Source organism: Pseudomonas sp. Lb2C2 (assembly GCF_052112205.1).
GTDB classification, from domain to species: domain Bacteria; phylum Pseudomonadota; class Gammaproteobacteria; order Pseudomonadales; family Pseudomonadaceae; genus Aquipseudomonas; species Aquipseudomonas kilonensis.
In genome coordinates, this window is sequence record NZ_JAUTYW010000005.1 from 565,854 (window position 1) to 592,541 (window position 26,688).

At 60.8% G+C, this 26,688-nt stretch carries 28 protein-coding genes; 14 read left to right on the forward strand and 14 right to left on the reverse strand.

Annotated elements, in window-relative coordinates; translation table 11 throughout:
* Nucleotides 1–169: 169 nt before the first annotated feature.
* Entirely contained in the window at nt 170–1,564 is a 1,395-nt protein-coding gene (ehuR, locus tag Q7F16_RS17980) for a MocR-like ectoine utilization transcription factor EhuR (RefSeq protein ID WP_041476133.1), read from the reverse strand.
* 290 nt (nt 1,565–1,854) lie between these two features.
* Between ehuR and ehuB the strand changes: the two genes are divergently transcribed.
* From ehuB to ehuA, 4 genes are all read left to right on the forward strand, one after another.
* Entirely contained in the window at nt 1,855–2,709 is an 855-nt protein-coding gene (gene ehuB, locus Q7F16_RS17985) for an ectoine/hydroxyectoine ABC transporter substrate-binding protein EhuB (protein ID WP_014340094.1), read from the forward strand.
* A gap of 84 nt (nt 2,710–2,793) precedes the next feature.
* A complete protein-coding gene (gene ehuC / locus Q7F16_RS17990) occupies nt 2,794–3,453 on the forward strand; it encodes an ectoine/hydroxyectoine ABC transporter permease subunit EhuC (RefSeq protein ID WP_204127525.1) in 660 nt (219 codons plus the stop codon).
* Nucleotides 3,450–4,106: an ectoine/hydroxyectoine ABC transporter permease subunit EhuD gene (gene ehuD, locus Q7F16_RS17995; RefSeq protein ID WP_003205383.1), complete on the forward strand. Its 657-nt coding sequence runs from the start codon at nt 3,450–3,452 to the stop codon at nt 4,104–4,106. The genes ehuC and ehuD overlap by 4 nt, the downstream gene beginning before the upstream one ends.
* Complete coding sequence (ehuA, locus tag Q7F16_RS18000) at nt 4,106–4,975, forward strand: ectoine/hydroxyectoine ABC transporter ATP-binding protein EhuA (protein WP_014340096.1); 870 nt, start codon at nt 4,106–4,108, stop codon at nt 4,973–4,975. The genes ehuD and ehuA overlap by 1 nt, the downstream gene beginning before the upstream one ends.
* A gap of 226 nt (nt 4,976–5,201) precedes the next feature.
* On the opposite strand, the gene Q7F16_RS18005 is transcribed toward ehuA, so the two are convergent.
* Nucleotides 5,202–5,936 (reverse strand): OmpA family protein, encoded by a 735-nt coding sequence (locus Q7F16_RS18005; RefSeq protein WP_014340097.1) that lies wholly within the window; start codon nt 5,934–5,936, stop codon nt 5,202–5,204.
* Between the two features lie 151 nt (nt 5,937–6,087).
* Nucleotides 6,088–7,263, reverse strand: coding sequence for an aspartate aminotransferase family protein (locus tag Q7F16_RS18010; protein WP_041476134.1), 1,176 nt, complete (start codon nt 7,261–7,263; stop codon nt 6,088–6,090).
* 99 nt (nt 7,264–7,362) lie between these two features.
* On the opposite strand from Q7F16_RS18010, the gene Q7F16_RS18015 reads away from it, so the two are divergent.
* The 3 genes from Q7F16_RS18015 to Q7F16_RS18025 all read left to right on the forward strand — a co-directional run bounded on the left by Q7F16_RS18015 (nt 7,363) and on the right by Q7F16_RS18025 (nt 10,232).
* The gene (locus Q7F16_RS18015) at nt 7,363–8,280 is read left to right on the forward strand and encodes a LysR family transcriptional regulator (protein WP_014340099.1); all 918 of its coding nucleotides are present in this window, start codon (nt 7,363–7,365) and stop codon (nt 8,278–8,280) included.
* 129 nt (nt 8,281–8,409) lie between these two features.
* Complete coding sequence (locus Q7F16_RS18020) at nt 8,410–9,423, forward strand: sensor domain-containing diguanylate cyclase (protein ID WP_014340100.1); 1,014 nt, start codon at nt 8,410–8,412, stop codon at nt 9,421–9,423.
* A 104-nt stretch (nt 9,424–9,527) separates the two neighbouring features.
* Nucleotides 9,528–10,232: a hypothetical protein gene (locus tag Q7F16_RS18025; protein ID WP_014340101.1), complete on the forward strand. Its 705-nt coding sequence runs from the start codon at nt 9,528–9,530 to the stop codon at nt 10,230–10,232.
* 212 nt (nt 10,233–10,444) lie between these two features.
* Here the strand turns inward: Q7F16_RS18025 and Q7F16_RS18030 are convergent, their stop codons facing one another.
* From Q7F16_RS18030 to hmpA, 10 genes are all read right to left on the reverse strand, one after another.
* Nucleotides 10,445–10,759, reverse strand: coding sequence for a helix-turn-helix domain-containing protein (locus Q7F16_RS18030; RefSeq protein WP_003205391.1), 315 nt, complete (start codon nt 10,757–10,759; stop codon nt 10,445–10,447).
* A complete protein-coding gene (locus tag Q7F16_RS18035; RefSeq protein WP_013694185.1) occupies nt 10,756–11,100 on the reverse strand; it encodes a hypothetical protein in 345 nt (114 codons plus the stop codon). The genes Q7F16_RS18030 and Q7F16_RS18035 overlap by 4 nt, the downstream gene beginning before the upstream one ends.
* A 139-nt stretch (nt 11,101–11,239) precedes the next feature.
* Nucleotides 11,240–12,127: a heme o synthase gene (cyoE, locus tag Q7F16_RS18040; protein WP_003178131.1), complete on the reverse strand. Its 888-nt coding sequence runs from the start codon at nt 12,125–12,127 to the stop codon at nt 11,240–11,242.
* 11 nt (nt 12,128–12,138) lie between these two features.
* Nucleotides 12,139–12,474, reverse strand: a complete 336-nt coding sequence (gene cyoD / locus Q7F16_RS18045; protein WP_014340102.1) for a cytochrome o ubiquinol oxidase subunit IV — start codon at nt 12,472–12,474, stop codon at nt 12,139–12,141.
* Nucleotides 12,475–13,101 carry a cytochrome o ubiquinol oxidase subunit III gene (locus Q7F16_RS18050; RefSeq protein WP_014340103.1) on the reverse strand — a complete coding sequence of 209 codons (627 nt, stop codon included), beginning with the start codon at nt 13,099–13,101 and terminating at the stop codon, nt 12,475–12,477.
* A gap of 3 nt (nt 13,102–13,104) precedes the next feature.
* Nucleotides 13,105–15,135: a cytochrome o ubiquinol oxidase subunit I gene (gene cyoB / locus Q7F16_RS18055; RefSeq protein ID WP_014340104.1), complete on the reverse strand. Its 2,031-nt coding sequence runs from the start codon at nt 15,133–15,135 to the stop codon at nt 13,105–13,107.
* A 3-nt stretch (nt 15,136–15,138) separates the two neighbouring features.
* The gene (gene cyoA, locus Q7F16_RS18060; protein ID WP_041476135.1) at nt 15,139–16,086 is read right to left on the reverse strand and encodes a ubiquinol oxidase subunit II; all 948 of its coding nucleotides are present in this window, start codon (nt 16,084–16,086) and stop codon (nt 15,139–15,141) included.
* A gap of 334 nt (nt 16,087–16,420) precedes the next feature.
* Nucleotides 16,421–16,753 carry a hypothetical protein gene (locus tag Q7F16_RS18065; RefSeq protein ID WP_409556139.1) on the reverse strand — a complete coding sequence of 111 codons (333 nt, stop codon included), beginning with the start codon at nt 16,751–16,753 and terminating at the stop codon, nt 16,421–16,423.
* 109 nt (nt 16,754–16,862) lie between these two features.
* A complete protein-coding gene (locus Q7F16_RS18070) occupies nt 16,863–17,372 on the reverse strand; it encodes a disulfide bond formation protein B (protein ID WP_014340106.1) in 510 nt (169 codons plus the stop codon).
* 321 nt (nt 17,373–17,693) lie between these two features.
* Entirely contained in the window at nt 17,694–18,875 is a 1,182-nt protein-coding gene (gene hmpA / locus Q7F16_RS18075; protein WP_409556140.1) for an NO-inducible flavohemoprotein, read from the reverse strand.
* Nucleotides 18,876–19,027: 152 nt separating this feature from the next.
* Here hmpA and norR point away from each other — a divergent pair, with 152 nt between their 5' ends.
* The 5 genes from norR (at nt 19,028) to Q7F16_RS18100 (ending at nt 24,106) form a co-directional block, all read left to right on the forward strand.
* The gene (norR, locus tag Q7F16_RS18080) at nt 19,028–20,584 is read left to right on the forward strand and encodes a nitric oxide reductase transcriptional regulator NorR (protein WP_409556141.1); all 1,557 of its coding nucleotides are present in this window, start codon (nt 19,028–19,030) and stop codon (nt 20,582–20,584) included.
* A gap of 160 nt (nt 20,585–20,744) precedes the next feature.
* The gene (locus Q7F16_RS18085) at nt 20,745–21,647 is read left to right on the forward strand and encodes a chemotaxis protein CheV (RefSeq protein WP_014340109.1); all 903 of its coding nucleotides are present in this window, start codon (nt 20,745–20,747) and stop codon (nt 21,645–21,647) included.
* A gap of 101 nt (nt 21,648–21,748) precedes the next feature.
* Nucleotides 21,749–22,075 (forward strand): hypothetical protein, encoded by a 327-nt coding sequence (locus Q7F16_RS18090; RefSeq protein ID WP_046063585.1) that lies wholly within the window; start codon nt 21,749–21,751, stop codon nt 22,073–22,075.
* 79 nt (nt 22,076–22,154) lie between these two features.
* Nucleotides 22,155–22,904, forward strand: coding sequence for a YkgJ family cysteine cluster protein (locus tag Q7F16_RS18095; RefSeq protein ID WP_046063584.1), 750 nt, complete (start codon nt 22,155–22,157; stop codon nt 22,902–22,904).
* 230 nt (nt 22,905–23,134) lie between these two features.
* On the forward strand, nt 23,135–24,106 hold the full coding sequence (locus Q7F16_RS18100; protein ID WP_046063583.1) for a 2-hydroxyacid dehydrogenase: 972 nt from the start codon (nt 23,135–23,137) through the stop codon (nt 24,104–24,106).
* A 45-nt stretch (nt 24,107–24,151) separates the two neighbouring features.
* On the opposite strand, the gene Q7F16_RS18105 is transcribed toward Q7F16_RS18100, so the two are convergent.
* Entirely contained in the window at nt 24,152–25,054 is a 903-nt protein-coding gene (locus Q7F16_RS18105; protein ID WP_204127520.1) for a DMT family transporter, read from the reverse strand.
* A 136-nt stretch (nt 25,055–25,190) separates the two neighbouring features.
* Between Q7F16_RS18105 and Q7F16_RS18110 the strand changes: the two genes are divergently transcribed.
* Nucleotides 25,191–26,066, forward strand: a complete 876-nt coding sequence (locus tag Q7F16_RS18110) for a helix-turn-helix domain-containing protein (protein WP_409556142.1) — start codon at nt 25,191–25,193, stop codon at nt 26,064–26,066.
* Between the two features lie 129 nt (nt 26,067–26,195).
* On the forward strand, nt 26,196–26,684 hold the full coding sequence (locus Q7F16_RS18115) for a sigma-70 family RNA polymerase sigma factor (RefSeq protein WP_409556143.1): 489 nt from the start codon (nt 26,196–26,198) through the stop codon (nt 26,682–26,684).
* The last annotated feature ends 4 nt before the right edge of the window (nt 26,685–26,688 follow it).

Below are 26,688 nucleotides of genomic sequence, written 5' to 3' on the forward strand. Positions count from 1 at the left end.
TTGTGGTGATGAATGTACTAGGGCAATTTAGTGATGAAGTTCCAAAGTCACCACAAATCCCTTGTGGGAGCGAGCTTGCTCGCGATGGGGCCCTCACATTCAACATCTTTGCTGACTGCCGCACCGCTATCGCGAGCAAGCTCGCTCCCACAGGGAATGGTGTGGTGCATCAGAAATCATGAATCTGCGGGTACTGATTGAAGATCTGCCGCATGCCGATCAGCGCATGGCGCATTTCTTCGTCGCTGCATTCGGCGCCGACGCAGACCCGCACCGCGCGGGGCCTGGGGGTGCCGCGGACGGTGAAAGGGTCGGGCGAGGTCACGGCGATGTGCTTGTGCCGCAGCGCCCGCACCAGGCTGTCCACTTCCCAATGGGATGGAATCCCGATCCAGGCATTCAAGGCATGAGGGTGCTGGCCCAGCAGATGCTCGCCCATGTACTCGGTGACCATCGCCTGGCGCCCGGCCAGCAGTTGGCGTTGCAACTGCAGCAGCGACTCGGCACGGCCATCACGAATCCAGCGGGTGGCGATCTCCGAGACCATGGGCGTGGCCATCCAACTGTTGACCCGCAGGATGCTCTCGGTGCGCAAGGCCAGGCGCTTGGGCACCACCAGGTAGCCGGTACGCAAGCCCGTGAGGACCGACTTGGTCATGCTCGTGCAATAGAACGACAGCTCCGGCAGGTAATGGCTGATGGGCGGCGCCCGGCGCTCGTCCAGCAGCGGGCCGTACACATCGTCCTCGATAATGTGCACCCCGAAGCGTCGGGCGATCTCGGCGATTTCCCGCCGACGCGCGTCGGGCATCAGGCTGGTGGTGGGGTTGTTCAGGTTCGGTGTGCACACCAGCGCCGTGATGCGCTCGTTGCTGCACATGTCTTCGAAATGTTCGGGGTCGATGCCATAGCGGTCCATCTCCAGGCCCTTGAGGGTGAAGCCCAGCACCTGGGAATTGCCGATCACGCCGTGGTCGGTCAAGCCTTCGCAGAGCACCACGTCGTCGGGGCCCGCCAGCGAAGCGAGGGCCAGGAAAATCCCGTGGGCCGCGCCGTTGGTGATCAGCACATCGTTACGGTCGACTTTCAGCCCTTGCCGACCGATCCACTGCGCCGCCGCTTCGCGATGGGATTCGAAACCGGCGATGGGGCGAAACGCATGAATCCACGGCTGGTCTTCTTCAGTGCTCAGCGCCGCGCAGGTATCACGCCAGGCCTGATCATGCTCGCGGGTGTGCAGGATGCGGGTGATGGAAAAATCCACCAGCGCCCGCTCGGGGCTGTCGAGAATGTACGTCGCCACCCGGTCGCTCATGCGCCGCGAGACAAAACTGCCACGCCCGACCTCGCAGCGCACCAGTCCCTGGCGCTCCAACTCCTTATAGGCGTTGGTGACGGTCTGCACGCTGATGCCCATGGCGTCGGCCACCTGCCGTTGCGGCGGCAGGCGCTGGTCATTGGCCAGGCTGCCCTGCTCGATATCGTCGGCGATGGCCTGCACCAGAATCTTGTATTTGGATTCACCACTGCGGGCGAGGTCCAAGGCTGACTTCCACTTATCCATAACAGCTGCAACCGGCGTGTGTAGGGGTGCGCACAGCATTGCGCGGCCATCGCGGCAAAGCAATTGTCCTAGTGCAATGCAATCGATGCCGGGGCTTTTGTATGCTCGGTCCAAGGTCGTCACCCAGGCGGGCTCATCGCCCTGACAAAAAGCCGGATCGACCTGTACCGGCACCGTTCCCGATTCCAGGCCACGCCCGGATCCGCCGCTGTACGCTTTGCTCTTGTAACACTGCCTCCTACCACAGAGCCGTCAAACGACGGATCCACAAGAAACAGGAGATTTTATCGATGAGCAATTTTCTTCCCCGCACCTGCGCGCCCTTGCGTCGGCTCTTGTTGACCTGTGCCGTACTGGGCCTGGCCGGCGGCGTTCAAGCGGCCACCCTGGACACCATCAAAAGCACCAGCAGCATCCGGATCGGCTACGCCAACGAAACCCCGTTTGCCTTCACCGAAACCGACGGCACCGTCACCGGTGAGTCGCCGGAGATTGCCAAGATCATCTTCGCCAAGATGGGCATCAAGCAAGTCAATGGCGTGCTCACCGAATGGGGCTCATTGATTCCAGGCCTGCGCGCAGGTCGTTTCGACGTGATCGCCGCCGGCATGTACATCACCCCGGCGCGCTGCAAGCAAGTGTTGTTCACCGATCCGCAGTACCAGTTGCCCGATGCCTTGCTCGTGGCCAAGGGCAACCCGAAAAAACTCCACAGCTATGAAGACATCGCCAAGCAACCGGATGTGAAACTGGCAATCATGGCCGGCACGGTGAACCTGGCTTATGCCCGCGATTCCGGGGTCAAGGACGACCAGATCCTCCAGGTCCCCGACACCACCGCGCAATTGCAAGCCGTGCGTGCCGGACGCGCGGACGCTGCCGTCGGCACCCAACTGACCATGAAAGGCCTGGCCAGCAAGGGTGGCGACAAGGTGGAGGCAATGACCGAATTCAAGGACGACCCGTCCCACATCGGCTATGGCGCCCTGGCCTTCCGCCCCGAAGACAAAGACTTGCGCGATGCGGTCAATGCCGAGTTGAAAAAGTGGCTGGGCTCCGAAGAGCATCTCAAGACGGTTGCGCCATTCGGGTTCGACAAATCCAACGTAACCAGCAAGACCGCAGCCGAGCTCTGCGCTCAGTAGTCGCCAACAACTGGCGTGCCGAAACGGGCATGACGCGCGGTGCGTGATGCCTGTTCCCTGCTTCACCGGACATTGGGTTGAACCATGGGCGAATTACTTCCGTTATTGATACAAGGGGCCTGGGTCACGCTCCAGGTGACCTTCTTCGGCTCGCTGCTGGCCATCGTCGCGGCGGTGCTGGCAGCCCTCGGGCGACTCTCGCCGTGGCGAGCGTTGCGCTGGTTTTCCATCACCTACATCGAAGTGTTCCGTGGCACCTCGCTGCTGGTGCAGTTGTTCTGGCTGTTCTTCGTGCTGCCGCTGCCCCCCTTCAACGTTGAGCTGAGTCCATACGCCGTTGCGATTGTCGGCCTGGGCCTGCACATAGGCGCTTACGGGGCCGAGGTGATGCGCGGCGCCATCAGTTCAGTCGCCAAGGGCCAATACGAAGCCTGCACGGCGTTGAATTTCAGCGGCTTCACCCGCTTCAAGCGGATCATCCTGCCGCAGGCGTTGCTGGCGGCAATCCCACCGGGCACCAACCTGTTGATCGAGCTGCTGAAGAACACCTCGCTGGTGTCGCTGATCACCTTGTCGGACCTGAGCTTCCGGGCGCGGCAGTTGGATCAGGCGACCTTCCAGACCCTGGAGATCTTCAGCCTGGCCCTGGTGATGTATTTCATCCTCGCCCAGGCCATCAACTTCGGCATGCGCCACGTCGAACGACGACTGAGCCGGGGCCGGATGCGTGGAGGTCTGTCATGACGCTGTTCGATTGGTCCTACGCCGCACAAATCCTGCCGGACCTGCTGCGGGCATCGCTCAACACCGTGGGCATTACCCTGATCGGCTTCCTGATCGCGATTGTCCTGGGGCTGTTCCTGGCGATTGGCCGGCGCAGTCGCAAATTCTGGCTGTCGTGGCCGGCCACGGCGGTGATCGAGTTCATCCGCAGCACACCGCTGCTGATCCAGGTGTATTTCCTCTACTACGTACTGCCCAACTACGGCTTGAGCCTGACAGCCATGCAAGTCGGCATCCTCGGCATCGGCCTGCACTACGCCTGCTACATCGCCGAGGTCTATCGCAGTGGTCTCGACGCGGTGCCGCGGGCGCAGTGGGAAGCGGTGACGGCGTTGAACATCGCGCCGTACGACGCCTATCGCAACATCATCCTGCCCCAGGCGCTGCGTCCGATCGTACCGCCCCTGGGCAACTACCTGGTGGCAATGCTCAAGGACACGCCGGTGCTGTCGGCGATCACCGTGGTGGAAATCATGCAGCAGGCCAAGAACATCGGTTCCGAGAACTTTCGTTATCTGGAACCGATCACCATGGTCGGCCTGTTCTTCCTCGCCCTGAGCCTTGCCCTGGCTTATCTGGTACGGCGCCTTGAAACGCGCATGGAGCTACGCTAATGACTTTACCCCTGTCCACGCCCACCGATTTGTCCCGGCGCAGCACGCTGGCGTCGCAGCAGGAGGCCCCGGCCATGCAGATTCCGACACCGTCCCGGCCGATTGTGAGTTTCCAGGACGTGACCAAAAGCTATGGCAGTTTCACGGTGCTCGACCATCTGAACCTGGATGTCGCCCCCGGTGAAAAGGTCGCGATCATCGGCCCCAGCGGCTCGGGCAAGTCCACGCTGCTGCGGGTGTTGATGACCCTGGAAGGCATCGACCAGGGCCAGATTCGCGTCGAGGACGATTCCCTGACCCACATGCCCAACCGCAACGGCGTGCTGGTGCCGGCCAACGACCGACACATCCGCCGGGTGCGCGGCAAGATCGGCATGGTGTTCCAGAGTTTCAACCTGTTCCCCCACATGACCGCGCTGCAGAACGTGATCGAAGCGCCGGTGCAGGTGCTGGGCATGAACCCGAAAGAAGCCCGGGAGCGCGCCGCCGACCTGCTGGAACTGGTGGGGCTGGGCAACAAGCTCGACCATTACCCGTCGCAGTTGTCCGGCGGCCAGCAACAGCGGGTGGCGATAGCCCGGGCCCTGGCGATGCGGCCCAAGGTGATGCTGTTTGACGAAGTGACCTCGGCGCTCGACCCGGAGCTGTGCGGCGAGGTGCTGAACGTGATCCGCAAACTGGGGGCCGAACACAACCTGACGATGCTGATGGTGACCCACCAGATGGGTTTCGCCCGGGAGTTCGCCGACCGGGTGTGCTTCTTCTACAAAGGGCAGATCCACGAACAGGGCACCCCGGCGCAGATCTTCGAGCATCCGCAGCAGGAGCGTACGTGTGCGTTTCTCAGTGCGGTGAAAGAGGCGAATTGACCGCCATGTGAACACCTTTGTGGCGAGGAGACTTGTGGGAGCAAGGCTTGCCCGCGATGAAGGCGATGCGGTCTTTCAGAAAATCGAGGCGCCTGTTTCGCGAGCAAGCTTTGCTCCCACAAATTCCCTCACCACAAAGGGCGGCATCAGGCGGATAGAAACTGACAACCACAAAAAAAACGGGGGCCCTGTTTCCAGAGCCCCCGTTTCATTTACCGCCCAGCCGTTATGGGTACTGCTGGTAAGTCTGACCCTGCTGCGGTGCCTGCTGGTACTGCTGGCCGGGAATGGCCTTGAGGTTGACCTCGACACGACGGTTTTGCGCACGACCATTGACGTCGGCGTTGCTGGCCACCGGGTTGTCCGGGCCGGCGCCACGGGCCGAGAGATTGGCACCGCTCACGCCCTGGGATGTCAGGTAGGTCGCCACGCTCTGCGCACGACGCTGGGACAGGTCCATGTTGTGCTGGCGGCTGCCGGTGCTGTCGGTGTAGCCGACGATTTCGATCTGGTTCTGGTTGAACTCCTTGAGGGAGTTGGCCAGGTTGTTCAGCGGCTGGTAGAAGCTGGAGGCGATGTTCGCCGAGTCGGTGGCGAAGGTGATGTTGCCCGGCATGATCAGCTTGATCTGGTCGCCCTGACGCTGCACTTCAACGCCGGTATTGGCCATGCTCGCGCGCAGCTTCTTTTCCTGCTGGTCGGCGTAGTAGCCGTAACCGGCCGCGGAAGCCCCCACTACCGCTGCACCGATCAACGCACCCTTGCCACGGTTATCGTGACCGATGGCCGCACCAGCCAACGCCCCCGCCAGTGCACCGAGGCCGCCGTACTTGGCGGTTTTGCTCATGCCCGACGATTCGGTAGAGGCCTGGCCCTGGTTGTCATAGGGGTTAGGCGACGCACAGCCGGACAACAGGGCCACGGCAGTTGCGACAACGATCAAGCGACGCGAGGTGAACATGAAGATGCTCCTGGGTTTTCAGTCTGAATGCCAAAGTGTAGGCAATCGACTCTGGCAGGCGTTGGAACACGGCAATCGTTAAAAATTCCGTCGCGCTGCGTTGCGCTTCGCCCAACTGACCGATAAAAAACGGCATCCGGGCGAACGCCCCTCACCCCTGCGCCAGACAGCGACTCACGCCCCGGACAATCATCTCCACTTCCCGCCCATCGATCGTCAACGGCGGCAGCAGGCGGATGGTCTGGCCCCGAGTGATATTGATCAGCAGGCCGTGATCCCGGGCGGCGCAAAGGGCCAGGTCGCGGACCGGTTGCTTGAGTTCGATGCCGATCATCAAGCCCTGGCCGCGAATCGCCAAGACATTCGGATTGTCCGCCAACTCGGCCCGCAGCCGGTTCAGCAACTGTTCGCCCTGATGCCTGGCATTGTCCACCAGCGCTTGTTGCTCAATGATCTCCAGCACCGTGCAACCGACCCGACAGGCCAGCGGATTACCGCCAAAGGTGCTGCCATGGCTGCCAGGGGTAAACAGCTCGGCAGCCTTGCCCCGTGCCAGGCAGGCCCCAATGGGCACGCCGTTGCCCAGGCCTTTGGCGAGGGTCATGACGTCCGGCACGATGCCCTCGTGCTGGAACGCGAACCATTGGCCGGTACGACCGATACCGGTCTGAATCTCGTCGAGCATCAACAGCCAGGCGCGCCGGCTGCACAACTGCCGCAAGGCCTTGAGGTAACCCGGCGGGGCGATTTGCACACCGCTCTCGCCCTGGATCGGCTCCACCAGTACCGCGACGATGCGCTCGGCATGAGCCTGCTGGATCGCTTCCAACGCCGCGAGATCGCCGAACGGCACCTTGATGAAATCACCCGGCAAGCGGTTGTAGCCCAGCCGCACGGACGGACCGTCACTGGCGCACATCGTGCCCAATGTGCGCCCGTGGAACGCATTGTCCATGACCACCACCAACGGCTGCTCGATGCCCTTGTGCCAACCATAGAGGCGTGCCAGTTTCAGTGCGGTTTCGTTGGCCTCGGCGCCTGAGTTGTTGAAAAACGCCCGCTCCAGCCCCGACAGCTGAGTGAGCTTTTGCGCCAGGCGTTGCTGCCAATCGATTCTGTACAGGTTGGACGTGTGCAACAGCAGGCCGGCCTGCTCGCTGATGGCGGCCACCAACCGCGGGTGGGAGTGGCCGACATTGGTCACCGCCACGCCCGCCACCGCATCGAGGTATTCGCGGCCGTCCTGGTCCCACAGACGCGTCCCCAAGCCATGGGTGAAACTCAGCGCCAGGGGTTGATAAGTGGTCATCAGGCAGGCAGCGGTCATGGCATCAAGCTCCATTGAGTGGGTTTTTTCCAGTATGGTTAGCCACCAAGACTGGATAAACGCTGATTTACTTCAATCATTTAAAAGCTGAGCTTGATAATGGACTTGTTCCAGGCAATGACCGTTTACGTGAAGGTGGTGGAAGCCGGAAGCCTGACGGCCGCGGCCCAGGCGTGCGAAATGTCCACCACCATGGTGGGCAATCATCTTCGGGCGCTGGAGCAACGTCTCGGCGTGCGCCTGATCAACCGTACGACGCGGCGCCAGCGCCTGACCGAGTTCGGCTCGGCCTACTACCAACGCTGCCTGGAAGTACTGGGGCTGGTGGCCGACTCCGAACGCCTGGCCGAACAGACCCAGGGCGAACCCAGCGGCACCCTGCGTATCACCGCGCCACTGACCTTCGGCTCCGAACGCCTCGCGCCGGCCCTGGCCGAATTCAGCCAGCGCTTCGCCCAGGTCAAGCTCGACGTGGTGCTGACCAACCAGCGGCTGGACCTGCTCGAACATGGATTCGACGTCGCTATCCGCCTCGGCCATCCCGACCCGAAACTGATTGCCCGGCCGTTGCTGGACTACACCCTGACCATCTGCGCCTCCCCTGCCTACCTGGCTCGGCGCGGCACACCGGAAAAACCTGCGGACCTGCAGCAGCACGACTGCCTGTCGTTCGCCTATTCGGCAGCAGACGAATGGCGCTTCGCCCAGGATCATTGGCCGATCAACGGCCCGGAAGGCGAGATCAAGGTCCCGGTGAACGGGCCGATGCTGATCAACAGCTCCTCGGGCCTGCATCGCGCCGCCTTGGCCGGGATGGGCGTGGTGATGCTGCCCGATGCGCTGGTGGCCCAGGACCTGAAGGATGGACACCTGGTGACGTTGTTGCAGGGATACCAGTTGCCCCATCGCCCAATGAGCCTGATGTACGCGCAGGATCGCTACCGTTTGCCGAAACTGCGCAGTTTTGTCGAGTTCGCGCTGGAGAAATGGGGCAAACCCCCAACCCCAGCCGAATGATGTTGTGGACAAGCCCTTGTGCCCTGGCTTGGCTGGACGTCGCTACCCCGCTAGTGACCCCGCCCCCCATCAGCTACTCTTCCTCCTTGGACGAGCATTTTGATATCAAGGCTGATTGAGGAAACGACGATGGGAGATGCCTCGAACATCGACATGCTGCGGTTCGACCTGTCCGATCTGGACGAAGGCGTACTGCACACCATTCTGGAACTGGTCAGCGATGGCATCTGGGACTGGAATGCCAACACCGGCTTCGTCTACCGCAACCCCGGCTGGTACACGATGCTTGGCTACCTGCCTCATTCACTGGACAACACCGTGCTGACCTGGGAGAGCGTGATCCACCCAGATGACTATCCACGGGTCATGGCGTTGTTCGACGACTATCTGGAACAACGATCCCACGCCTACCAAGCCGAATACCGCTGCCGCACCTACGACGGTTCCTACATCTGGATCGAGGACCGCGGCTATGTGATCGCCCGCAACCCGGACGGCACGGTGGCGCGCATGATCGGCGCCCATCGCAGCATCGATGACAAGAAACGTCTATTCGAACAGCTGGAGCGGCGCAACAAATCCCTGGAAGCCATCATCGAAGAACGCACCTGCGAACTGTCCCGGGTCAACCATCAGTTACAGATCCAGCTCGACGAGAACCGCAGGCTTGCCGAAACCGATGCCCTGACCCGGGTCGCCAACCGTTATCGCCTGGACCAGGCGCTGCCGCTGGCCTGTGAGCGCGCACAGCGTTTCCGCGAGCCGTTATCACTGATCGCCATGGACGTCGACGACTTCAAGGACATCAATGATCGTTACGGCCACGCCTTCGGCGATGCGACGCTGGTGCAAGTGGTGCAGAGCGTCAAGCGCTGCGAGCGCGACGGCGATTTACTGGTGCGCTGGGGCGGCGACGAATTCATCATGATCTTGCCCAACACCACCCTGGCCGACGCTCGCCTGCTGGCGGAAAGCATTCGCCGGGGCCTGTCCGACCTGCTGCCGGTGGGCGACTTCCAGATCACCATGAGTTTTGGCGTGGTGCAGCGGTTCGAGGATGAACAGCAAGCGGCATTGCTGCACCGGGCGGACCAGGCGCTGTATCGCTCCAAGATGTCGGGCAAGAATGTGATTTGTGAATGAGCTCCGACCGTGACAACACCGCCCGCGTCCAATAGATTAGGCGACCGGAAAAAAGCTCAATGCCTTTCTCGCCTCATCCCGCTAACAGAAGTAGTGAAATTTCAATGTCCGATTCCAACACCGCTGAATCCGTAGTCACCCTGTCGTCCAAAGCGGAATACGAAAACTCCATCAATCTTTCACAGCATCTGCCCCAGGCCAAAACCATCAGCGAAATGGTCCTCGATGCGTTCCAGTCGAACCGCGAAAGCGACCAGATCCGTGAACTGCGCAACGCCATACGCCAGGCTCACGATGCCTTCGACGACGACAAGGCCTACGAACTGATGGGCCAGCTCAAACAACTCAAGGACGCTGAAGCCGCCGATTTCGCGGCCCTGGAAGACCTGAGCAGCCGCTTCCCGATCAGCCGCATCCTCTCCAGCTACAAGGACGACCCGTCGTTCCAGGAGCTGGTCTACGGCCTGGCCCTGAAAGTGCTGAACCAGACCCACCAGGCCATCAGCAACCCGAGCGGCAGCAAGGGCAAGGCCTCGCGGGCCAAGAAGGAAGCCGAAGTGTTTGTCATCAGCAAGGACGGCATCAGCGTCACCCTGCCCCTGCGCGCACCACGCTCCAAGCCGAACGTCGACCGCGAGGCCTTCGAGTTCCTGGGCTTCAACTTCGTCGGCGAAGGCGACGAGGCCGAGCTGGAAAGCGAAACCTTCCTGGACAACGACGGCACCGAACAGCCGGCCACCCGCAAAGGCATCGTCACCGCCCTGCAACAGCAAAAGGCATTCGACGGCTACAGCATCGCCCAGCAATAAGCCCATGTGGGAGCGAGCTTGCTCGCGATCGATCGTCCCCACGCTCCGCGTGGGAATGACTCCTCGGATGCTCCGCGTTCGGCTCTTGAGGGACGCAGAGCGTCCCAGGCTGCATTCCCACGCGGAGCGTAGGAACGATCCTCCGGGCAGTGGCCATTAAAAAGCCCCGCGCTTCTCTCGAAGGCGGGGCTGGTTTCATGGATAAGAGCTGATCAAACAGCACCAAGCCGTTCGACCATATCTGGAAACTTCTCGACCAGTTTGATCAACAAAGCCGCCTGGGCGTTAGGCTTGGATTTTTCCTGCTCCCAGTTCCTGAGTGTACCTGGACTGGTCCTGATGCTCTTGGCGAAAACGGCTTGAGACATGTGGAGCTTGTCGCGCAACGCCACGATTTCCTGGGCAGACACCTCGGGAACCGGTTTGTCTTCAATCGATATCTGGCGAAGGGTAATCTTGCCCTCCCGGTGAGCGGCCATCTCCTCGACGCCTTGCATCATCTCGGCAAACAGATCGCGCTTTTTCATAAGGTACCTCGTACTTTCAACTCAGCTTCTATGGCGCGCTTGAGCGTTTTCTCTTGCTCGGAAGTCAGGTTTTCCAGCTCATCCTTGTCATATATCGCAAACATCCAGAACTGACGATCGTTCATGAGCCAATAGTAAATAACGCGCAACCCGCCTCGCTTCCCTTTACCACGACGTTCATCAAACCAGCGCAGCTTACGAAAGCCGCCGGTACGTGGCATGACGTCACCAACCTCTGGATGCTGCAGCATATAGGACTGAAGCAGGCGATACTCATCATCAGTCAGGTAATGGCCAACCGTGTCGGTGAATGTAGTCGTTTCAAAAAATAGGGTACGCATGGCAGAAACTATAGGCAAATTGCGCATAGTTCAACAAACCATAATCTATTGCGACGAATGACAGCCAATCCACACCTCACCTCAACAAAAAGCCCCGCGCTTCTCTCGAAGGCGGGGCTTTTTTTGCAGCGTCTGAAGCTTAAGGCGCGTAGGTCAGCAGCAGCTCACTCGGCACTTTGAAGTCCAGGGACATCATGACGCTCAGGGCGGTGATGGTGAAGATCGAGAACACGAACAGCTTGCGTGCCCAGACCGTGTCATCCACCGCCTTGTAGCCGGTCCAGGCCATGTACAGCCAGTACATGCCCATGGCAGCGGCGACGGCGAGGTAGCTCATGCCGGCGTAGCCGCTGAAGGTCAGCATCAAGGTCGCCACCAGGAAGGCCAGGATGTAGAGCAGGATGTGCTTCTTGGCCACCCGGATACCGCGCTTGACCGGCAGCACCGGAATCGAAGCCGCCAGGTAGTCGTTGAAGCGGAAGATCGCGATGGCATAGGAATGCGGCATCTGCCACAGGCTGAACATCACCAGCAGCGTTAGCGCCGCCATGTCGAAGCTGTTGCTCACCGCTACGTAGCCGATCACTGGCGGCATCGCCCCCGACAGGCTGCCCACCAGCGTGCCGTGGACCGACTTGCGCTTGAGGTACAGGCTGTAGAGGCCGACGTAGATGACAAAACCGATCACCGCGAACAGCGCCGCCAACGGGTTGGCCACCCAATACAGCAGCGCCACGCCGGCCACGCCCAGCACCGTGGCGAATGCCAGGGCCAGTTGCACCGGAATCAGGCCCTGGACCAGCGCCCGATTCTTGGTGCGTTCCATCTTGATATCGATGTCACGGTCGATGCAGTTGTTGAACACGCAACCGGACGCCACCACCAGGGAAGTGCCGATCATCGCCGCCAGGAAGATGGCCAGATCGACATGCCCTTTCGAGGCCAGGAAAAACCCGCCTGCCACAGAAAGCACGTTACCGAAAATGATCCCCGGCTTGGTGATTTGGATAAAGTGCTTCAGGGACATCCGGACTTTCCTCAGTGCGCCATCATGTTGGTGTGGATGCTGAACATGATCCACAACGACAGGCCGACCAGCAGGACAATCACGATCGCGGCAAAGACAAACGCGACCACGTTGTTACGTTGGGCGGCGGAGCGATCCAGGTGCAGGAAGTACACCAGGTGCACCAGTACCTGAACCACGGCGAAGATCAGGATGATCCACAGGGTCAGGCTCTTGGGCAGCGACGGGTACATCACCAGGCCGAACGGGATGACGGTCAGGATCACCGACAGGATGAAGCCGATGGCGTAGGACTTGACGCTGCCGTGGCCGGCGTCATGGCCATCATGGGAATGTGCGTTAGCCATTTACAGGGTCCCCATCAGATAAACAACGGTGAATACGCAGATCCACACCACGTCCAGGAAGTGCCAGAACAGGCTCAGGCAGCTCAGGCGCGTCTTGTTGGTGGCAGTCAGGCCGTTTTTATGGACCTGGTACATCATGATCGCCATCCAGATCAGGCCGCTGGTCACGTGCAGGCCGTGGGTGCCGACCAGGGTGAAGAACCCGGACAGGAAGCCGCTGCGGCTTGGACCGTAGCCTTCGGCGATCAGGATATGGAACTCGTTGATCTCCATGGCGATAAAGCCGGCGCCCAGCAGGAAGGTCATGGCCAACCAGCCCAGCACCTGGGTTTTCTTGCCCTTGAACAACGCCAGCATGGCGAAGCCGTAGGTGATCGAGCTGAACAGCAGCAGCGCGGTTTCGCCCAGTACGTACGGCAGTTCAAAGATGTCGTGGCCCGACGGGCCACCGGCAACGTTGTTTACCAGCACCGCGTACACCGCGAAGATCGACGCAAACAGAATGCAGTCGGTCATCAGGTAGAGCCAGAAACCGAATACGGTCATCTCGCCCGAGTCGTGGTGATGGTCATCGTGCCCATGGTCATGACCATGGGCGTGTCCAACAGTGGTCACTAAATTCGACATGGTTTAAGCCTGTTCCAACGAGGTTTCAACACGGGTGGCGGTGGCGGGGACTTTCCCGGCCGCTACCAGGCGCTTGTGCTGCTCGGCTTCGATGCGCTCGATGACATCCACCGGCACCATGTAGCCCTGATCGTCACGGGCGGCATGGATAGTGAAGTACACGACAGTGCCAACCAGGCTGGCGATGGCCAGCCACCAGATGTGCCAGATCATTGCGAAACCGAACACGGTCAGCAGCGCGCCCATGACCACACCGGTAGCAGTGTTGTTGGGCATGTGGATCGGCTCGTACTTGGCCGGAGCCTGGTACGCAGTGCCGGCTTCCTTGGCTTCGGTGAACGGGTCGATGACGTCTGCCTTGGGCAGCACGGCGAAGTTGTAGAACGGCGGTGGCGAAGAGGTCGACCATTCCAGGGTGTGGGCATTCCACGGGTCGCCGTGTTCGCACATGTTCTCTGGCTTGTTGCGATCGCGCACGCTGACGTACAACTGGATCAACTGGCAGGCGATACCGACAGCGATCATCACCGCACCGAACATGGCGACGTACAGGTACGGCACCCACTCAGGGTTGGTGGTGGCGTTCAAGCGACGGGTCATGCCCATGAAGCCCAGTGCATAGAGCGGCATGAACGCGACGAAGAAGCCCGAGATCCAGAACCAGAACGCTGCCTTGCCCCAACCTTCGTGCAGCTTGAAGCCGAACGCTTTCGGGAAGTAGAAGGCGAAGCCGGCGATATAGCCAAACACCGCACCGCCGATGATCACGTTATGGAAGTGCGCGATCACGAACAGGCTGTTGTGCAGCACGAAGTCCGCACCCGGGATGGCCAGCAGTACGCCGGTCATGCCGCCGATGGCAAAGGTCACCATGAAACCCAGGGTCCACAGCACGTGGCTGGTGAAACGCAGGCGGCCCTGGTAAATGGTGAACAACCAGTTGAACAGCTTCACCCCGGTCGGGATCGAGATCAGCATGGTCGCCAGGCCGAAGAAGGCGTTGACGCTGGCCCCCGAGCCCATGGTGAAGAAGTGGTGCAGCCAGACCATGAAGCCCAGCACCGAGATCGCGCCGCTGGCGTAGATCATCGAGTGGTGGCCGAACAGTTTCTTGCCGGAGAAGGTCGAGATGACTTCAGAGAAAATCCCGAACGCCGGCAGGATCAGGATGTACACCTCAGGGTGACCCCAGGCCCAGAACAGGTTCACGTACATCATTGGATTGCCACCAAGTTCATTGGTGAAAATGTGGAAATCCATGTAGCGGTCAAGCGTCAGCAGGGCCAGGGTAGCGGTCAGGATCGGGAACGAAGCGACGATCAGGACGTTGGCCCAGGTGCAGGTCCAGGTGAAGATCGGCATGTCCATCAGCTTCATGCCCGGGGTACGCATTTTCAGCACGGTGGCGAGGAAGTTGACCCCCGTCAGCGTTGTCCCCAATCCAGATAGCTGTAGCGCCCAGATGTAGTAGTCCATGCCCACGCCCGGACTGTATTGCAGGCCCGACAGCGGTGGATAGGCAACCCAGCCGGTCTTGGCGAATTCGCCAACGCCCAGGGACAGGTTGATCAGCACCACGCCGGACACCAGCAGCCAGAAGCTCAGGGAGTTCAGGAACGGATAGGCAACGTCACGGGCGCCGATCTGCAGCGGCACTGCAAGGTTCATCAGGCCGGTGAAGAATGGCATCGCCATGAAGATGATCATGATCACACCGTGGGCGGTGAAGATCTGGTCATAGTGTTCAGGCGGCAGGTAGCCAGGCGAACCCTCGGTGGCCATGGCCAGCTGGGTACGCATCATGATGGCGTCGGCAAAACCGCGCAGCAGCATGACCATGGCGACGATGATGTACATCACGCCGATTTTCTTGTGGTCGACCGACGTCAGCCACTCGGTCCACAGGTAGGTCCACTTCTTGAAGTAAGTGATTCCCGCGAACAGCGCCAGGCCGCCGAGTGCGATGATGGCGAGGGTCACCATGACAATCGGCTCGTGGAACGGGATCGCTTCCCAACTTAATTTACCAAACATCGTTTACTCCTCTGCCCCGGCAGCTGAATGCGAGCTCATGTCCATCCCTTCCATGTTGTGAGCCACTTCCTTCTCTTTCTTCTCGTGGTGCATCGGCTTGCCCGGATTCATCCCTTCATACTTGTCGATGATGGTCTGGAACAGGTTCGGCGTGACCGACGAGTAGAGTTCGACTGGGTTGTTCTGGCTCGGCTTGGAAAGGGCTTCGTATTCAGCTTTTTCAAGCTGTTTAGGTGCCTTCTTCACATCGTTGACCCAGGCGTCGAAATCTTCCTGGGTCGTGGCGATTGCTTTGAACTTCATGCCGGTAAAGCCCGCGCCGCTGTAGTTGGCGGAGATACCGTCGAGTTCGGCGTTCTGGTTGGCGATCAGGTGCAGCTTGGTCTGCATGCCCGCCATCGCGTAGATCTGGCCACCCAGGCCCGGGATGAAGAACGAGTTCATCACGGTGTCGGAAGTGACCTTGAAGTTGATCGGCGTATGAGCCGGGAACACGATCTTGTTGACCGTGGCAATGCCTTGTTCCGGATAGATGAACAGCCACTTCCAGTCCATGGAGACCACTTCAATGGTGATCGGCTTGACATCGGACTCCAGCGGACGATACGGGTCCAGGGCGTGGGTCGACTTGTAGGTGATGTAACCCAGGGCAATGATGATCAGCACCGGAATGGTCCACACCGCCACTTCGATCTTGGTCGAATGCGACCACTTCGGCGTGTAGGTGGCCTGGGTATTGGTTGCGCGGTACTTCCAGGCGAACAGGAAGGTCATGACGATGACCGGCACAACGACCAGCAACATCAGCAGCGTGGCGGTGATGATCAGGTTTCGTTCATCCAGGCCGACCTGGCCCTTGGGATCGAGCAAGGTCATGTTGCAGCCTCCCAGCAGCAACGTGCCGAGCAGCGGCAACAAGCCTAGTAATCGGGGGTACCTGTTTTTACTCATCTCACGACCTCTAAAGCAGCTTGCGCAATGCAGTTGGGTTTTGATCGCCAACACTTCACCCTGCCAAGGGTTGGCATTTTCTTGGATTGAATAAGGGCTGCCCGTCGAACGTCAGAGGCTGTTCGACACATCCTGGGCCAGCAGTGAGTTCTTATTCGTTGGTCAAAGGCCTAGTTCAAGCCCAATTCCATTTGGTGCGGGTAGTTGGAGGCACCGACACCTTGGGGTCGCATGGGGCGCTGGCGCCCTTCGACCACTCTCGTGCTCAAGCTTGAGCCGGGTCGGAAAATCGGTGCGGGCGATTGTAGTGAGCTGAGGCGCTGTAGACCATGTCTCATCCCGAAATAATTTTTATCCGATCCGGCAACAATCTTTCGCCGATATTGCAACAAGCCAGCATGTTATCGAAATTCATTCTCAACAAGAACCCCAAAAAACGTAGGGCTACTACGCCCGATTTAGACAGCTCGGGGGGATCGAGAGGAGGTTTTTTACCCGGCAAGCGCCCAGTTTTCGGGGCCTCTGGCGCCTGACGCTTCGCTGTTAAAAATGCCTGCTGCAGGCGATACGCAGGTTGCGAAACCAGACGGTTTTTTATTACAGGAAGCAGCGCCTGATCGCCCTCGAAAAGGCTGAGCGACTCAAGATATGTGACAACATGTCGCACATTGTCGCAGCCTATTCTTGCCTCGGATCAAGGACGATCCGACTCCAGAGTGAAACGTAAAACGCCCCGGTTCTCCAGAAGAGAAACCGGGGCGTTTGATCAAGGTGTTTTAGCGAAGCTGTTTGCGGTTACGTGACACCAGCAATGGCACCAGCACCACGGTCAAGACGAAGGCCACCAGTGCCCACTGCGCCAGGGACAGACCCAGGATCGGTGGGTAGGGGGTGGAGCAAAAGCCATCGACCTGGAACCCCAGCGGGAAAATCTTTGCCAGCGGCAGGTCATCGACAATCGGTTGCAACACATCGATGCCGCAACTGACCGCAGGGAAGAACTGGGTGTACACGTGATGCCCGGCCACACCGGCACCGGCCAGGGCGCTGAGCACCACCAGGCCTTCGAAGATCGTCAGGCTGCGACGGGTGCGCATGGCGGCACCGATGAAGGCGAAGATCGCGATCAGCAACAGCGCATAGCGTTGCAGGATACACAGCGGGCACGGCGCCTCACCGAGGGCCACCTGCATGTACAGCGCACCGCCGATCAGCGCCAGGCAGATCAGCCCCAGTAGCACCAGATAGCGCCGCTCACGGCCTAAGCGCATCATTTCCTCACTCATTGCGTTTCCCTTTGTCTGCATGGATCGACGCGCAGCGCGGCGACACTCGCGCGCGGTCGGATGCCCGAAGTCTACACGCAGACCATGACAGTGAACGAGCAGCGGGCGTCGACATTGAAAGGGAAATAGAGCGCAAGAAGGTTAAGTGCGGATTAATTCTGGTCAGTTGGACCCGGGATGGACCTGCCGCCGCCATCGCGAGCAGGCTCGCTCCCACAGTTTTTTTGCGGTGTTCACAGGAATCGTGTCCACAGCAAACCCCTTGTGGGAGCGAGCCCGATCGCGATGAGACCAACCCGGTTTCCCGAGTTGGCCGCGACCTTATTCCAGCGCCGCCGCCGGCCCGAAGAACTCGTAGCGGCTCTGCTGGTCCGGCACGCCCAAGGCCTTGAGGTGGCGCTTGACGGCGCCCATGAAGCCCTTCGGCCCGAGGAAATAGGCGTCCAGGTCACGTTGCTGTGGCAGCCATTGCGCCAGTTGCTCCTGGCTCAACAGCCCCACCTTGTCGGCCGCCGGGCTCAAGCCGTCGTCTTCGTCGTAGCAGTAGAAGCGCTTGAGCTGCGGATGCCGCTTGGCCAGGTCATCGATCCAGTCGCGGAAGGCATGGGCACGGCCGTTGCGCGCGCAGTGAATGAAATGCACCGGCCGCTCGGTTTGCAGCGCCGCCTGCAACATGGACAGGGTCGGGGTGATGCCGACGCCACCACTGATCAGCACCAACGGTTTGTCGCTGGCCGTCAGGTAGAAATCCCCGCACGGCGGGAACAACTGGATGCGGCTGCCGACCTCGAAATGATGATGCAGGTGATTGGACACCCGCCCGCCCGGCTCGCGCTTGACGCTGATACGGTATTGACCATTGTCCGCCAGGGCCGACAATGAATAGTTGCGGCGCACTTCCTCGCCATCGAGCATGAGCTTCATGCCGATGTACTGGCCCGGCTCGGCCAACAGGATCGGGCCCTTGTCCGCCGGTTCAAAGTAAAACGAAGTGATCTCCGAGCTTTCCTGGACCTTGGCCGTCAGGATGAATTCACGCTCGCCACGCCAGCCGCCCGGGGCCTCGGCCTTTTTGTCGTACATGCCGGCTTCGGCGCCGATCAGGATATCGGCCAACTGGTTGTAGGCTGCGCCCCACGCTGCAATCACTTCGGGCGTGGCGATCTCTGTGCCCAGCACTTCGGCGATTGCCCGCAGCAGGCACGAACCGACAATCGGGTAATGTTCCGGCAGGATTTGCAGGGCAACGTGCTTGTTGACGATCTTCGCCACCAGGTCGCCCAATTGATCGAGCTGGTCAATGTGCCGCGCATACATCAACACACCGTTGGCCAAGGCCCGCGGTTGATCGCCACTGGCCTGGTGCGCCTGGTTGAACAGCGGGCGCACCTGCGGGTATTCGGACAGCATCATGCGATAGAAGTGAGTGATCAGCGCCTCACCACCGCTTTCAAGCAACGGAACGGTGGAGCGAATGATGGCGCGTTCTTCTCGACTGAGCATAGGGTGACTCCTGGCGTATGACCGATAACAGTTAGGCAAGTCTTATCAGTTTCCATGCCATAAATTTTTATCTTAAATATCAGCTAGTTAAAAACAATGTAGTCATATCGACACGGCCCACTTTATAGTCGTTACGACTACACGGAGTCATTATGACCGCAACCACCCTGCTGACCTCCCTGCTGCCACTGGTGGCCGATCTGTCCCGCGAACTGCCTGAAGGCGAACGTTATCGGCGCCTGCTTGGCACCTTGCGAGCCCTGCTGCCGTGCGATGCGGCGGCGTTGTTGCGCCTGGACGGCGACTGCCTGGTGCCGCTCGCCGTGGATGGCCTGAGCACCGATACACTGGGCCGGCGATTCCGGGTCAGCGAACACCCGCGCTTCGAAGCGCTGCTGGCCAACCCACAACCCACCCGTTTCGCCGCCGACAGCGGCCTGCCCGATCCGTACGACGGACTGGTCGAGGGGCTCGCCGAGCATCTGGAGGTTCACGACTGCATGGGCTGCCCGCTGTTCGTCGACGAACGGCCCTGGGGCCTGCTGACCCTGGATTCGCTGGATCCGGAGCGCTTCGAGCCCATCGACCTGAGTGCCCTGCAAGCCTTCGCCAGCCTCGCCGCCGCCACGGTCAGCGCCGCCGAGCGCATCGAACGCCTGGCCTTGAAGGCCGAGGACGAGCACCGCCGCGCCGAGGTCTATCGCCAGGCCAGCGGCCAGCAACCTCGCGACATGGTCGGCCAGAGCAAGGCCCACAAGCGCTTGGTGGAAGAGATCGCGCTGGTGGGCGGCAGCGACCTGACGGTACTGATCACCGGCGAAACCGGCGTAGGCAAGGAACTGGTCGCCCAGGCCATCCATGCCGCGTCGAAACGTGCCGAGCAGCCACTCATCAGCCTCAATTGCGCCGCCCTGCCCGATACGCTGGTGGAAAGTGAACTCTTCGGCCATGTACGCGGCGCCTTCACCGGGGCCACGAACGACCGGCACGGCAAGTTCGAACTGGCCGACGGTGGCACTCTGTTCCTCGACGAAGTGGGTGAATTATCCCTGACCGTCCAGGCCAAGTTGCTGCGCGTGCTGCAGAGCGGCCAACTGCAACGCCTGGGCTCGGACAAGGAACACCGGGTCGATGTGCGCCTGATCGCGGCCACCAATCGCGACCTGGCCGAAGAAGTGCGCAACGGCCGTTATCGGGCCGACTTCTACCACCGCTTGAGTGTGTACCCGCTGCAGGTGCCGGCACTGCGTGATCGCGGGCGGGACGTGCTGCTGCTCAGTGGGTTCTTCCTGGAACACAATCGTTCGCGCATGGGCCTGGGCAGCCTGCGCCTGACCAGCGACGCCCAGGCCGCGCTGCTGGCCTACGACTGGCCGGGCAATGTGCGCGAACTGGAACACCTGATCGGCCGTAGCGCCTTGAAGGCCTTGGGCCGGTGCGCGACGCGCCCGAAAATCCTCAGCCTCAGCGCCCAGGACCTGGATTTGCCCCAGGCCCCTTTGGACAGCCCCGCACCTTCGTCCATCAACCCGACACCGACCGCGCAGGGCGTAACGGGGGACTTGCGCGAAGCGGTGGACGAGTTCCAGCGCACGCTGATCGCTGCCTGCCTGGAGCGTCACCAACACAACTGGGCCAGCGCCGCCCGGGAGCTGGGGCTGGACCGGGCGAACCTGGGGCGGATGGCCCGGCGGTTGGGGCTAAAATAGAAACCTGTGGGTTGGCACACTCAAAGGAAATTTGAGCAAGTGAATTGGGTTACCGACGGCTTTCGCCCTAAAGCCTGTCCCCAACGAGTCGATAACCCAATATCACAAGCTGTTCTGGCGATCGGTATGCTCGCCCCACCTTTTTCCACAGAAGGTTTTTATGTCTTCCAACAAAGCCCGCGCAGATTCACTTTCGCTTCTGCTGTTTACCTTGCGCAGCGGCAAGCTGATGGCAATCAACCTGCTCAAGGTCAGTGAAATCATTCCCTGCCCACCGTTGACCAAGCTGCCGGAGTCGCATCCGCACGTCAAAGGCATCGCCACCCTGCGCGGGACATCGTTGTCGGTGATCGACCTGAGCCGCGCCATTGGCGAGCGGCCGCTGGAAGACCCGGATGGCGGCTGCCTGATCGTCACCGACGTCAGCCGCTCCAAACAGGGCCTGCATGTGCAGGCGGTAAGCAAGATCGTGCATTGCCTGACCACCGACATCAAACCGCCGCCCTACGGCTCCGGCGGTGTGCGTTCGTACATCACCGGCGTGACCTCGGTGGACGGCACGCTGGTGCAGGTCCTGGACATCGAAAAGGTCATCCACGGCATCGCACCGGCACAGATCGAAACCGCGCCGACCGAACTGAGCATGGAAGACGCCGAGGTACTGGGCAACGCACGGATCCTGGTGGTCGACGACAGCCAGGTCGCGCTGCAGCAATCGGTGCACACCCTGCGCAACCTCGGCCTGCAATGCCACACCGCCCGCAGTGCCAAGGAAGCCATCGAGTGTCTGCTGGACCTGCAAGGCACGGCCGAACAGATCAACCTGATCGTCTCGGACATCGAGATGTCGGAGATGGACGGGTACGCCCTCACCCGGACCCTGCGCGAAACACCGGACTTCGCCCACCTCTACGTGTTGCTGCACACCTCGCTGGACAGCGCCATGAACAGCGAAAAAGCCCGGCTGGCCGGCGCCAACGGCGTGCTCACCAAGTTCTCTTCACCGGAACTGACCAAGTGCTTGATCACAGCGGCCAAGGCCGTTGCCGAGCAAGGTCACTGAGTCATATCGGTTGCTCGCTTCTGCGTTCCAGCGCGGGAGCGATCACCGTCCGACAACCTCAGGCATACTCTTGTCCTGGCTTCCCGGAACAAGGCGCCCTGATGAAAAACCGTCTATTGATTCTCCTTGGCCTCACTGTCCTGGCCTCCCAGGCTCATGCCTCCAGCCCGGACGCCTGGGCCACCCACGACAAAGCCGTGCTGGCCAGTTGCATCAAGGCCAGCGGTTTGAAGAGTGCCGAGCCGGTGGGTAGCGCCGCTCAATTCGACGACCGGGTCGGCTACACCGCGCTGTTGCTACAAGGCCAATATCCGCAGAAACACATGAAAGGGGCGATCGGCACCGAGTTGTGTCTCTACCGCCAAAAAACCAAAACCGCCTACGTGACCGAGTGGGACTCGATCCGCCCTGCCGCTACCGACCGGTGAGTGGCGCATAACTTGCTTCGCACGGTCCATCACGGCGTTTTTCTGTCGCCGTCCCCAGCTTTCTGCGACCGGGCGCTCAATGAACACAACGTTTTCCTGTGTAGGGTGCGGCAAATGCTGCACCGATCACCATGTTCCCCTGACCCTCGACGAGGCCCGGATGTGGGCTGGCGACGGCGGCCAGGTGATTGTCCTGGTGGAAGCCTTCCTGCCCAACGGCCTCGGCCTGCCGGCAGGGCAACGCGAGCATGCCGAGCGCCGCTCGGCGGTGGTCCACAGCGGCAGCACCGAGGCCCTGGTGGCGATCACCTTTGCCGCCTACAACGTCGGCCGTTGTCGCAATCTTGACGAAGAAAACCTGTGCCGCATCTATGAGCGCCGCCCCTTGGTGTGCCGCATCTATCCGATGGAAATCAACCCGCACATCCCCCTCAATATCGCCGTCAAGGAATGCCCGCCTGAGTCGTGGGAAACCGGACCACAACTGATACTCGGCGGTGAACTGGTCGACCAGGAACTGGTCCGGTTGATCGAGCGTTCACGCCAGGCCGACCGTGAGGAAATCGCCATCAAGGACCGCATTTGCGCCGCCCTGGGCATCCGCACCACCGCGCTCAAAGGCGACGGCTTCACCGCGTACCTGCCGGACATGAGCGCATTCGTGGCCGCCCTCGATCAGGCGCGCCTGCAACCTGCGCAACAACACATCAGTGAGTGGCAGTTCCATCTGTCTGGCGATGATATAGCCAGCCAGGTATCGGCCAGCGGCGCGCGGGTGGTCACTGAAGCGCCGGTCAATTACGCCTTTATTTCACTGCGGGCGGCGTAAGAATTTTTAGTGGTTACAAAATCTGAGCCCACCACAAATCAAATGTGGGAGCGGGCTTGTTCGCGAAAGCGGTCTGGCATTCAAAATCAATGCAAGCTGACCCGACGCCTTCGCGAGCAAGCCCGCTCCCACAGGTGGCGTTTGCGATATCCCAATCAAACTCCCCCTCGCCTAACCCTCGCCAGGAATGTTAGCGTGCTTGGTATCTTCTCCCCGACGAGCCTTGCACGATGAAAAAAACCGTACTTGCCTTCAGCCGTATCACGCCCCAGTTGGTCGAGCGCCTGCAACAGGACTTCGACGTGATCGTGCCGAGCCCGTCCAAGGGCGATATCAACGCACAGTTCAACGAAGCCCTGCCCCACGCCCACGGGCTGATCGGGGTCGGTCGCAAGCTGGGGCGCGAGCAGCTGCAAGGCGCGACGAACCTGCAAGTGGTGTCCAGTGTGTCGGTGGGCTACGACAACTATGACCTGGCCTACTTCAATGAGCGCGGGATCATGCTCACCAACACCCCCGACGTGCTCACCGAAAGCACCGCCGACCTGGCCTTCGCCCTGCTGATGAGCAGCGCCCGGCGCGTGGCCGAACTGGACGCCTGGACCAAGGCCGGGCAATGGCAGGCGACGGTCGGCCCGCAACTGTTTGGCAGCGATGTACATGGCAAGACCCTGGGTATCGTCGGCATGGGTAACATCGGTGCGGCCATTGCCCGGCGTGGCCGGCTGGGGTTCAACATGCCGATCCTCTACAGTGGCAACAGCCGCAAGACCGATCTGGAAAACCAATTGGGCGCACAATTTCGCTCGTTGGATCAACTGCTGGCCGAAGCCGACTTCGTCTGCCTCGTGGTGCCGCTGAGCGAGAAAACCCGCCATCTGATCGGTCAGCGTGAACTGGGCCTGATGAAATCGAGTGCCATCCTGGTCAACATTTCCCGTGGCCCGGTGGTGGATGAGCCGGCACTGATCGAAGCCCTGCAGAACAATCGCATCCGCGGCGCCGGGCTGGATGTCTACGAGAAAGAACCGTTGGCCGAATCGCCGCTGTTCCAGCTGAAAAACGCCGTTACCCTGCCCCATATCGGCTCGGCCACCCACGAAACCCGTGAGGCCATGGCCAATCTTGCCGTGGAGAACTTGCGCAGCGCTTTGCTGGGCGAGCGACCGAAGAACCTGGTCAACCCGCAAGTCTGGAAGTAAACCCTTTGGCCGGCCCGCCTGAGCGGGCCGGCCAGCGCTGTCATTTCAACGTGCGCCCAAGGCGGTCTTCATGGGCTGCGACCGGGGCTTGCGAAACACCAGCACGTTCCCCAGCATCACCAGCACCAACCCCATCAATGCCGGCGCCGTCCACTGGTAGCCCTCGGCAAACGCCGAGACGTTCAACGCCACCACCGGGAACAGGACCGTGCAATACGCCGCCCGCTCTGGCCCCATGCGCCCCACCAGCGTCAGGTAGGCGGTAAAGCCGATCACCGAGCCTGGAATCACCAGGTACAACAGCGAGCCGATGTAGCGCGTGTTCCATTCCATGTCGAACGGGATACCTTGGAACACACACCACACCGCCAACATCGCCGCGCCATAGGCCATGCCCCAGGCGTTGGTGGTCAACGGTTTGAGACCGGCTTTCTGTTGCAGACTCGAGAGCATGTTGCCCGCCGAGAAACACAAGGTGCCCAGCAACGCCAGCGCCAAGCCAAGCAAGGTTTGCGGGCTGGCGCTGTGGCCGGCCAGTTCCGGCCAGAACAGCAGCGCCAGCCCCGAAAGCCCCAGGGCGCCGCCCAACAGCACGTTGCGCGCGATCCGCTGCCCGAAGAACACGCGGGCATTGAGGGCGTTCCAGAGCGTGGCGGTGGAAAACACCACGGCGACCAACCCACTGGGAATCCATTGGCTGGCGGTCAGGAAGCACATGAAGTTGATGCAGAACAGGCACAGGCCCTGGGCAACGCAAATCAAATGGCCGCGCCGGTTCATCGCCTGCAAGCGCCGGCTGAGCAAGAGCATCGCGAACAGGATCAACGCCGCGAGGCCAAAGCGATAAACGATCGAAACCGGGATGGCGACCACGCCCAATTGCAATTTCAGGGCAATCCAGGTGGTGCCCCAGATGAGCACGGTGAGCAGGTACAACGAGAGGTTCATGACGGCGACTCCTGGCAATGGCCCCCAGTGTCACGCCGCCATTGACCCGGCGCTTGCATAAACTTGCGGTTTTTTCGGCAGGCTGGCTGGCGTGGATCGGCCGACGGAGTAGGATGCAAGCGTTGGAGAACCGATCATGTCCACACTGCAAACCCTGCAAGTCTTTCAAGCCCTCAACAGCTCGCCCAATGCTCGCCTGGAGCACAGCGCCGAGCTCGGGGACGGCTTGGCGGCCGCTTTGTGGAGCAATCACCACGACGCCCAGGACTACGAGGCGCCGACCCACCATACGCTGTCATGCTACATCGCTGGCGGCACCGGTACGTTTCGCCGCGAGCGACCCGATACCACGGGCGCGCCGGGCAAACTGTGCGTACTGCCCGCCGGACATCAATCGGCCTGGGTCATCAACGGCGACATTCGCCTTGCCCACCTGTATTTCAGCGCTGAACAATTCGCCCTGGGGTGCGTCACGCTACTGGATCGCGAACCCCGGCAGTTGCAACTGCACGAAGAGACGTTCCTCGACGACCCGCAACAGGCACAGCGCTTTCACCAATTGATCAACCTGAACTGGAATGAGCCCGCCGAGCGCCTGCTCTGCACCAGCCTGGCCCATGACCTGCTCGGGCATCTGCTGCTCAGCCAGGTCAGCCCGCGACAAGGGCTTCGCTTGAAGGGCGGACTAGCCCCTCATCAGCGGCGAATGCTGAGGGATTACATAGAAAGTCATCTGGCGGAAGCCATCAGCCTTGGGCAACTGGCGGCGCTGTGTGCATTGTCCGAATACCACTTCGCCCGGATGTTCCGCGAAAGTTTCGGATTGCCACCGCATCAGTACGTGCTGGCACGACGGCTTGCCCTGGCGCGGCATTTGTTACGCAGCACTTCACAACCGTTGGGCGACGTGGCACTGGCCTGCGGATTTGCCAGCGCCAGTCATTTCACCAACCGTTTTCGCCAGGCCTTGGGCGCGAATCCCGGGGAGTATCGGCTGGCGTTCTTGCGCTAGACGCCACCCTGCGCCGGTCAAATGAAACAACCAGGCACTCATCCCGATTGCCGTAGCCCCTGCCGCGCCCCTACAATGCGAACAATTCTTGTTCTCTAGCACAGCTCATCGCTGTCGGGATGCTCCTCGTTGCCGCCTGCACACACCGTCGAAGTGCTCTACAACGCCCATAAAAGCTGGCTCAACGGCTGGTTGCGACGCAGGCTCGGCTGCCCCGAAAGCGCCGCCGACCTGGCACAGGACACGTTTGTACGGGTACTGACCGCGCACGATCCACAACCGATCCTCGAACCTCGGGCTTTTCTCACCACCATCGCCAAGCGTGTGTTGTTCAACCACTACCGTCGCCAGGACCTGGAGCGGACCTACCTCGATGCACTTGCCCAACTGCCCGAGCAAGTGGCTCCGTCGGAAGAGGAACGGGCGATCATCCTGCAAACCCTGCTGGAGCTCGATCAATTGCTCGATGGCCTGCCGCGTGTGGTCAAGCGGGCGTTTTTGCTGGCCCAGGTCGACGGCCTGACCTACAACGAGATCGCCCGCGAATTGGGTATTTCATTGGCGACGGTCAAGCGTCATCTGAACAAGGCAGCGATGCGCTGCTACTTCGCCTTGTGAGCCC

Bases quoted from the DNA above. Each gene is read 5' to 3' on its own strand.
- ehuD (WP_003205383.1), top strand. From the start codon at position 3,450: ATGACGCTGTTCGATTGGTCCTACGCCGCACAAATCCTGCCGGACCTG.
- Q7F16_RS18090 (WP_046063585.1), top strand. From the start codon at position 21,749: ATGAAAAACCGTCTATTGATTCTCCTTGGCCTCACTGTCCTGGCCTCC.
- Q7F16_RS18020 (WP_014340100.1), top strand. From the start codon at position 8,410: ATGGGAGATGCCTCGAACATCGACATGCTGCGGTTCGACCTGTCCGAT.
- Q7F16_RS18070 (WP_014340106.1), bottom strand. From the start codon at position 17,372: ATGAGTGAGGAAATGATGCGCTTAGGCCGTGAGCGGCGCTATCTGGTG.
- Q7F16_RS18085 (WP_014340109.1), top strand. From the start codon at position 20,745: ATGTCTTCCAACAAAGCCCGCGCAGATTCACTTTCGCTTCTGCTGTTT.
- ehuA (WP_014340096.1), top strand. From the start codon at position 4,106: ATGACTTTACCCCTGTCCACGCCCACCGATTTGTCCCGGCGCAGCACG.
- cyoD (WP_014340102.1), bottom strand. From the start codon at position 12,474: ATGGCTAACGCACATTCCCATGATGGCCATGACGCCGGCCACGGCAGC.
- Q7F16_RS18035 (WP_013694185.1), bottom strand. From the start codon at position 11,100: ATGCGTACCCTATTTTTTGAAACGACTACATTCACCGACACGGTTGGC.
- Q7F16_RS18095 (WP_046063584.1), top strand. From the start codon at position 22,155: ATGAACACAACGTTTTCCTGTGTAGGGTGCGGCAAATGCTGCACCGAT.
- Q7F16_RS18050 (WP_014340103.1), bottom strand. From the start codon at position 13,101: ATGTCGAATTTAGTGACCACTGTTGGACACGCCCATGGTCATGACCAT.
- Q7F16_RS18025 (WP_014340101.1), top strand. From the start codon at position 9,528: ATGTCCGATTCCAACACCGCTGAATCCGTAGTCACCCTGTCGTCCAAA.
- Q7F16_RS18005 (WP_014340097.1), bottom strand. From the start codon at position 5,936: ATGTTCACCTCGCGTCGCTTGATCGTTGTCGCAACTGCCGTGGCCCTG.
- Q7F16_RS18105 (WP_204127520.1), bottom strand. From the start codon at position 25,054: ATGAACCTCTCGTTGTACCTGCTCACCGTGCTCATCTGGGGCACCACC.
- cyoB (WP_014340104.1), bottom strand. From the start codon at position 15,135: ATGTTTGGTAAATTAAGTTGGGAAGCGATCCCGTTCCACGAGCCGATT.
- cyoE (WP_003178131.1), bottom strand. From the start codon at position 12,127: ATGTCCCTGAAGCACTTTATCCAAATCACCAAGCCGGGGATCATTTTC.
- ehuC (WP_204127525.1), top strand. From the start codon at position 2,794: ATGGGCGAATTACTTCCGTTATTGATACAAGGGGCCTGGGTCACGCTC.
- Q7F16_RS18110 (WP_409556142.1), top strand. From the start codon at position 25,191: ATGTCCACACTGCAAACCCTGCAAGTCTTTCAAGCCCTCAACAGCTCG.
- hmpA (WP_409556140.1), bottom strand. From the start codon at position 18,875: ATGCTCAGTCGAGAAGAACGCGCCATCATTCGCTCCACCGTTCCGTTG.
- Q7F16_RS18100 (WP_046063583.1), top strand. From the start codon at position 23,135: ATGAAAAAAACCGTACTTGCCTTCAGCCGTATCACGCCCCAGTTGGTC.
- Q7F16_RS18015 (WP_014340099.1), top strand. From the start codon at position 7,363: ATGGACTTGTTCCAGGCAATGACCGTTTACGTGAAGGTGGTGGAAGCC.
- Q7F16_RS18030 (WP_003205391.1), bottom strand. From the start codon at position 10,759: ATGAAAAAGCGCGATCTGTTTGCCGAGATGATGCAAGGCGTCGAGGAG.
- ehuR (WP_041476133.1), bottom strand. From the start codon at position 1,564: ATGGATAAGTGGAAGTCAGCCTTGGACCTCGCCCGCAGTGGTGAATCC.
- cyoA (WP_041476135.1), bottom strand. From the start codon at position 16,086: ATGAGTAAAAACAGGTACCCCCGATTACTAGGCTTGTTGCCGCTGCTC.
- norR (WP_409556141.1), top strand. From the start codon at position 19,028: ATGACCGCAACCACCCTGCTGACCTCCCTGCTGCCACTGGTGGCCGAT.
- Q7F16_RS18010 (WP_041476134.1), bottom strand. From the start codon at position 7,263: ATGACCGCTGCCTGCCTGATGACCACTTATCAACCCCTGGCGCTGAGT.
- ehuB (WP_014340094.1), top strand. From the start codon at position 1,855: ATGAGCAATTTTCTTCCCCGCACCTGCGCGCCCTTGCGTCGGCTCTTG.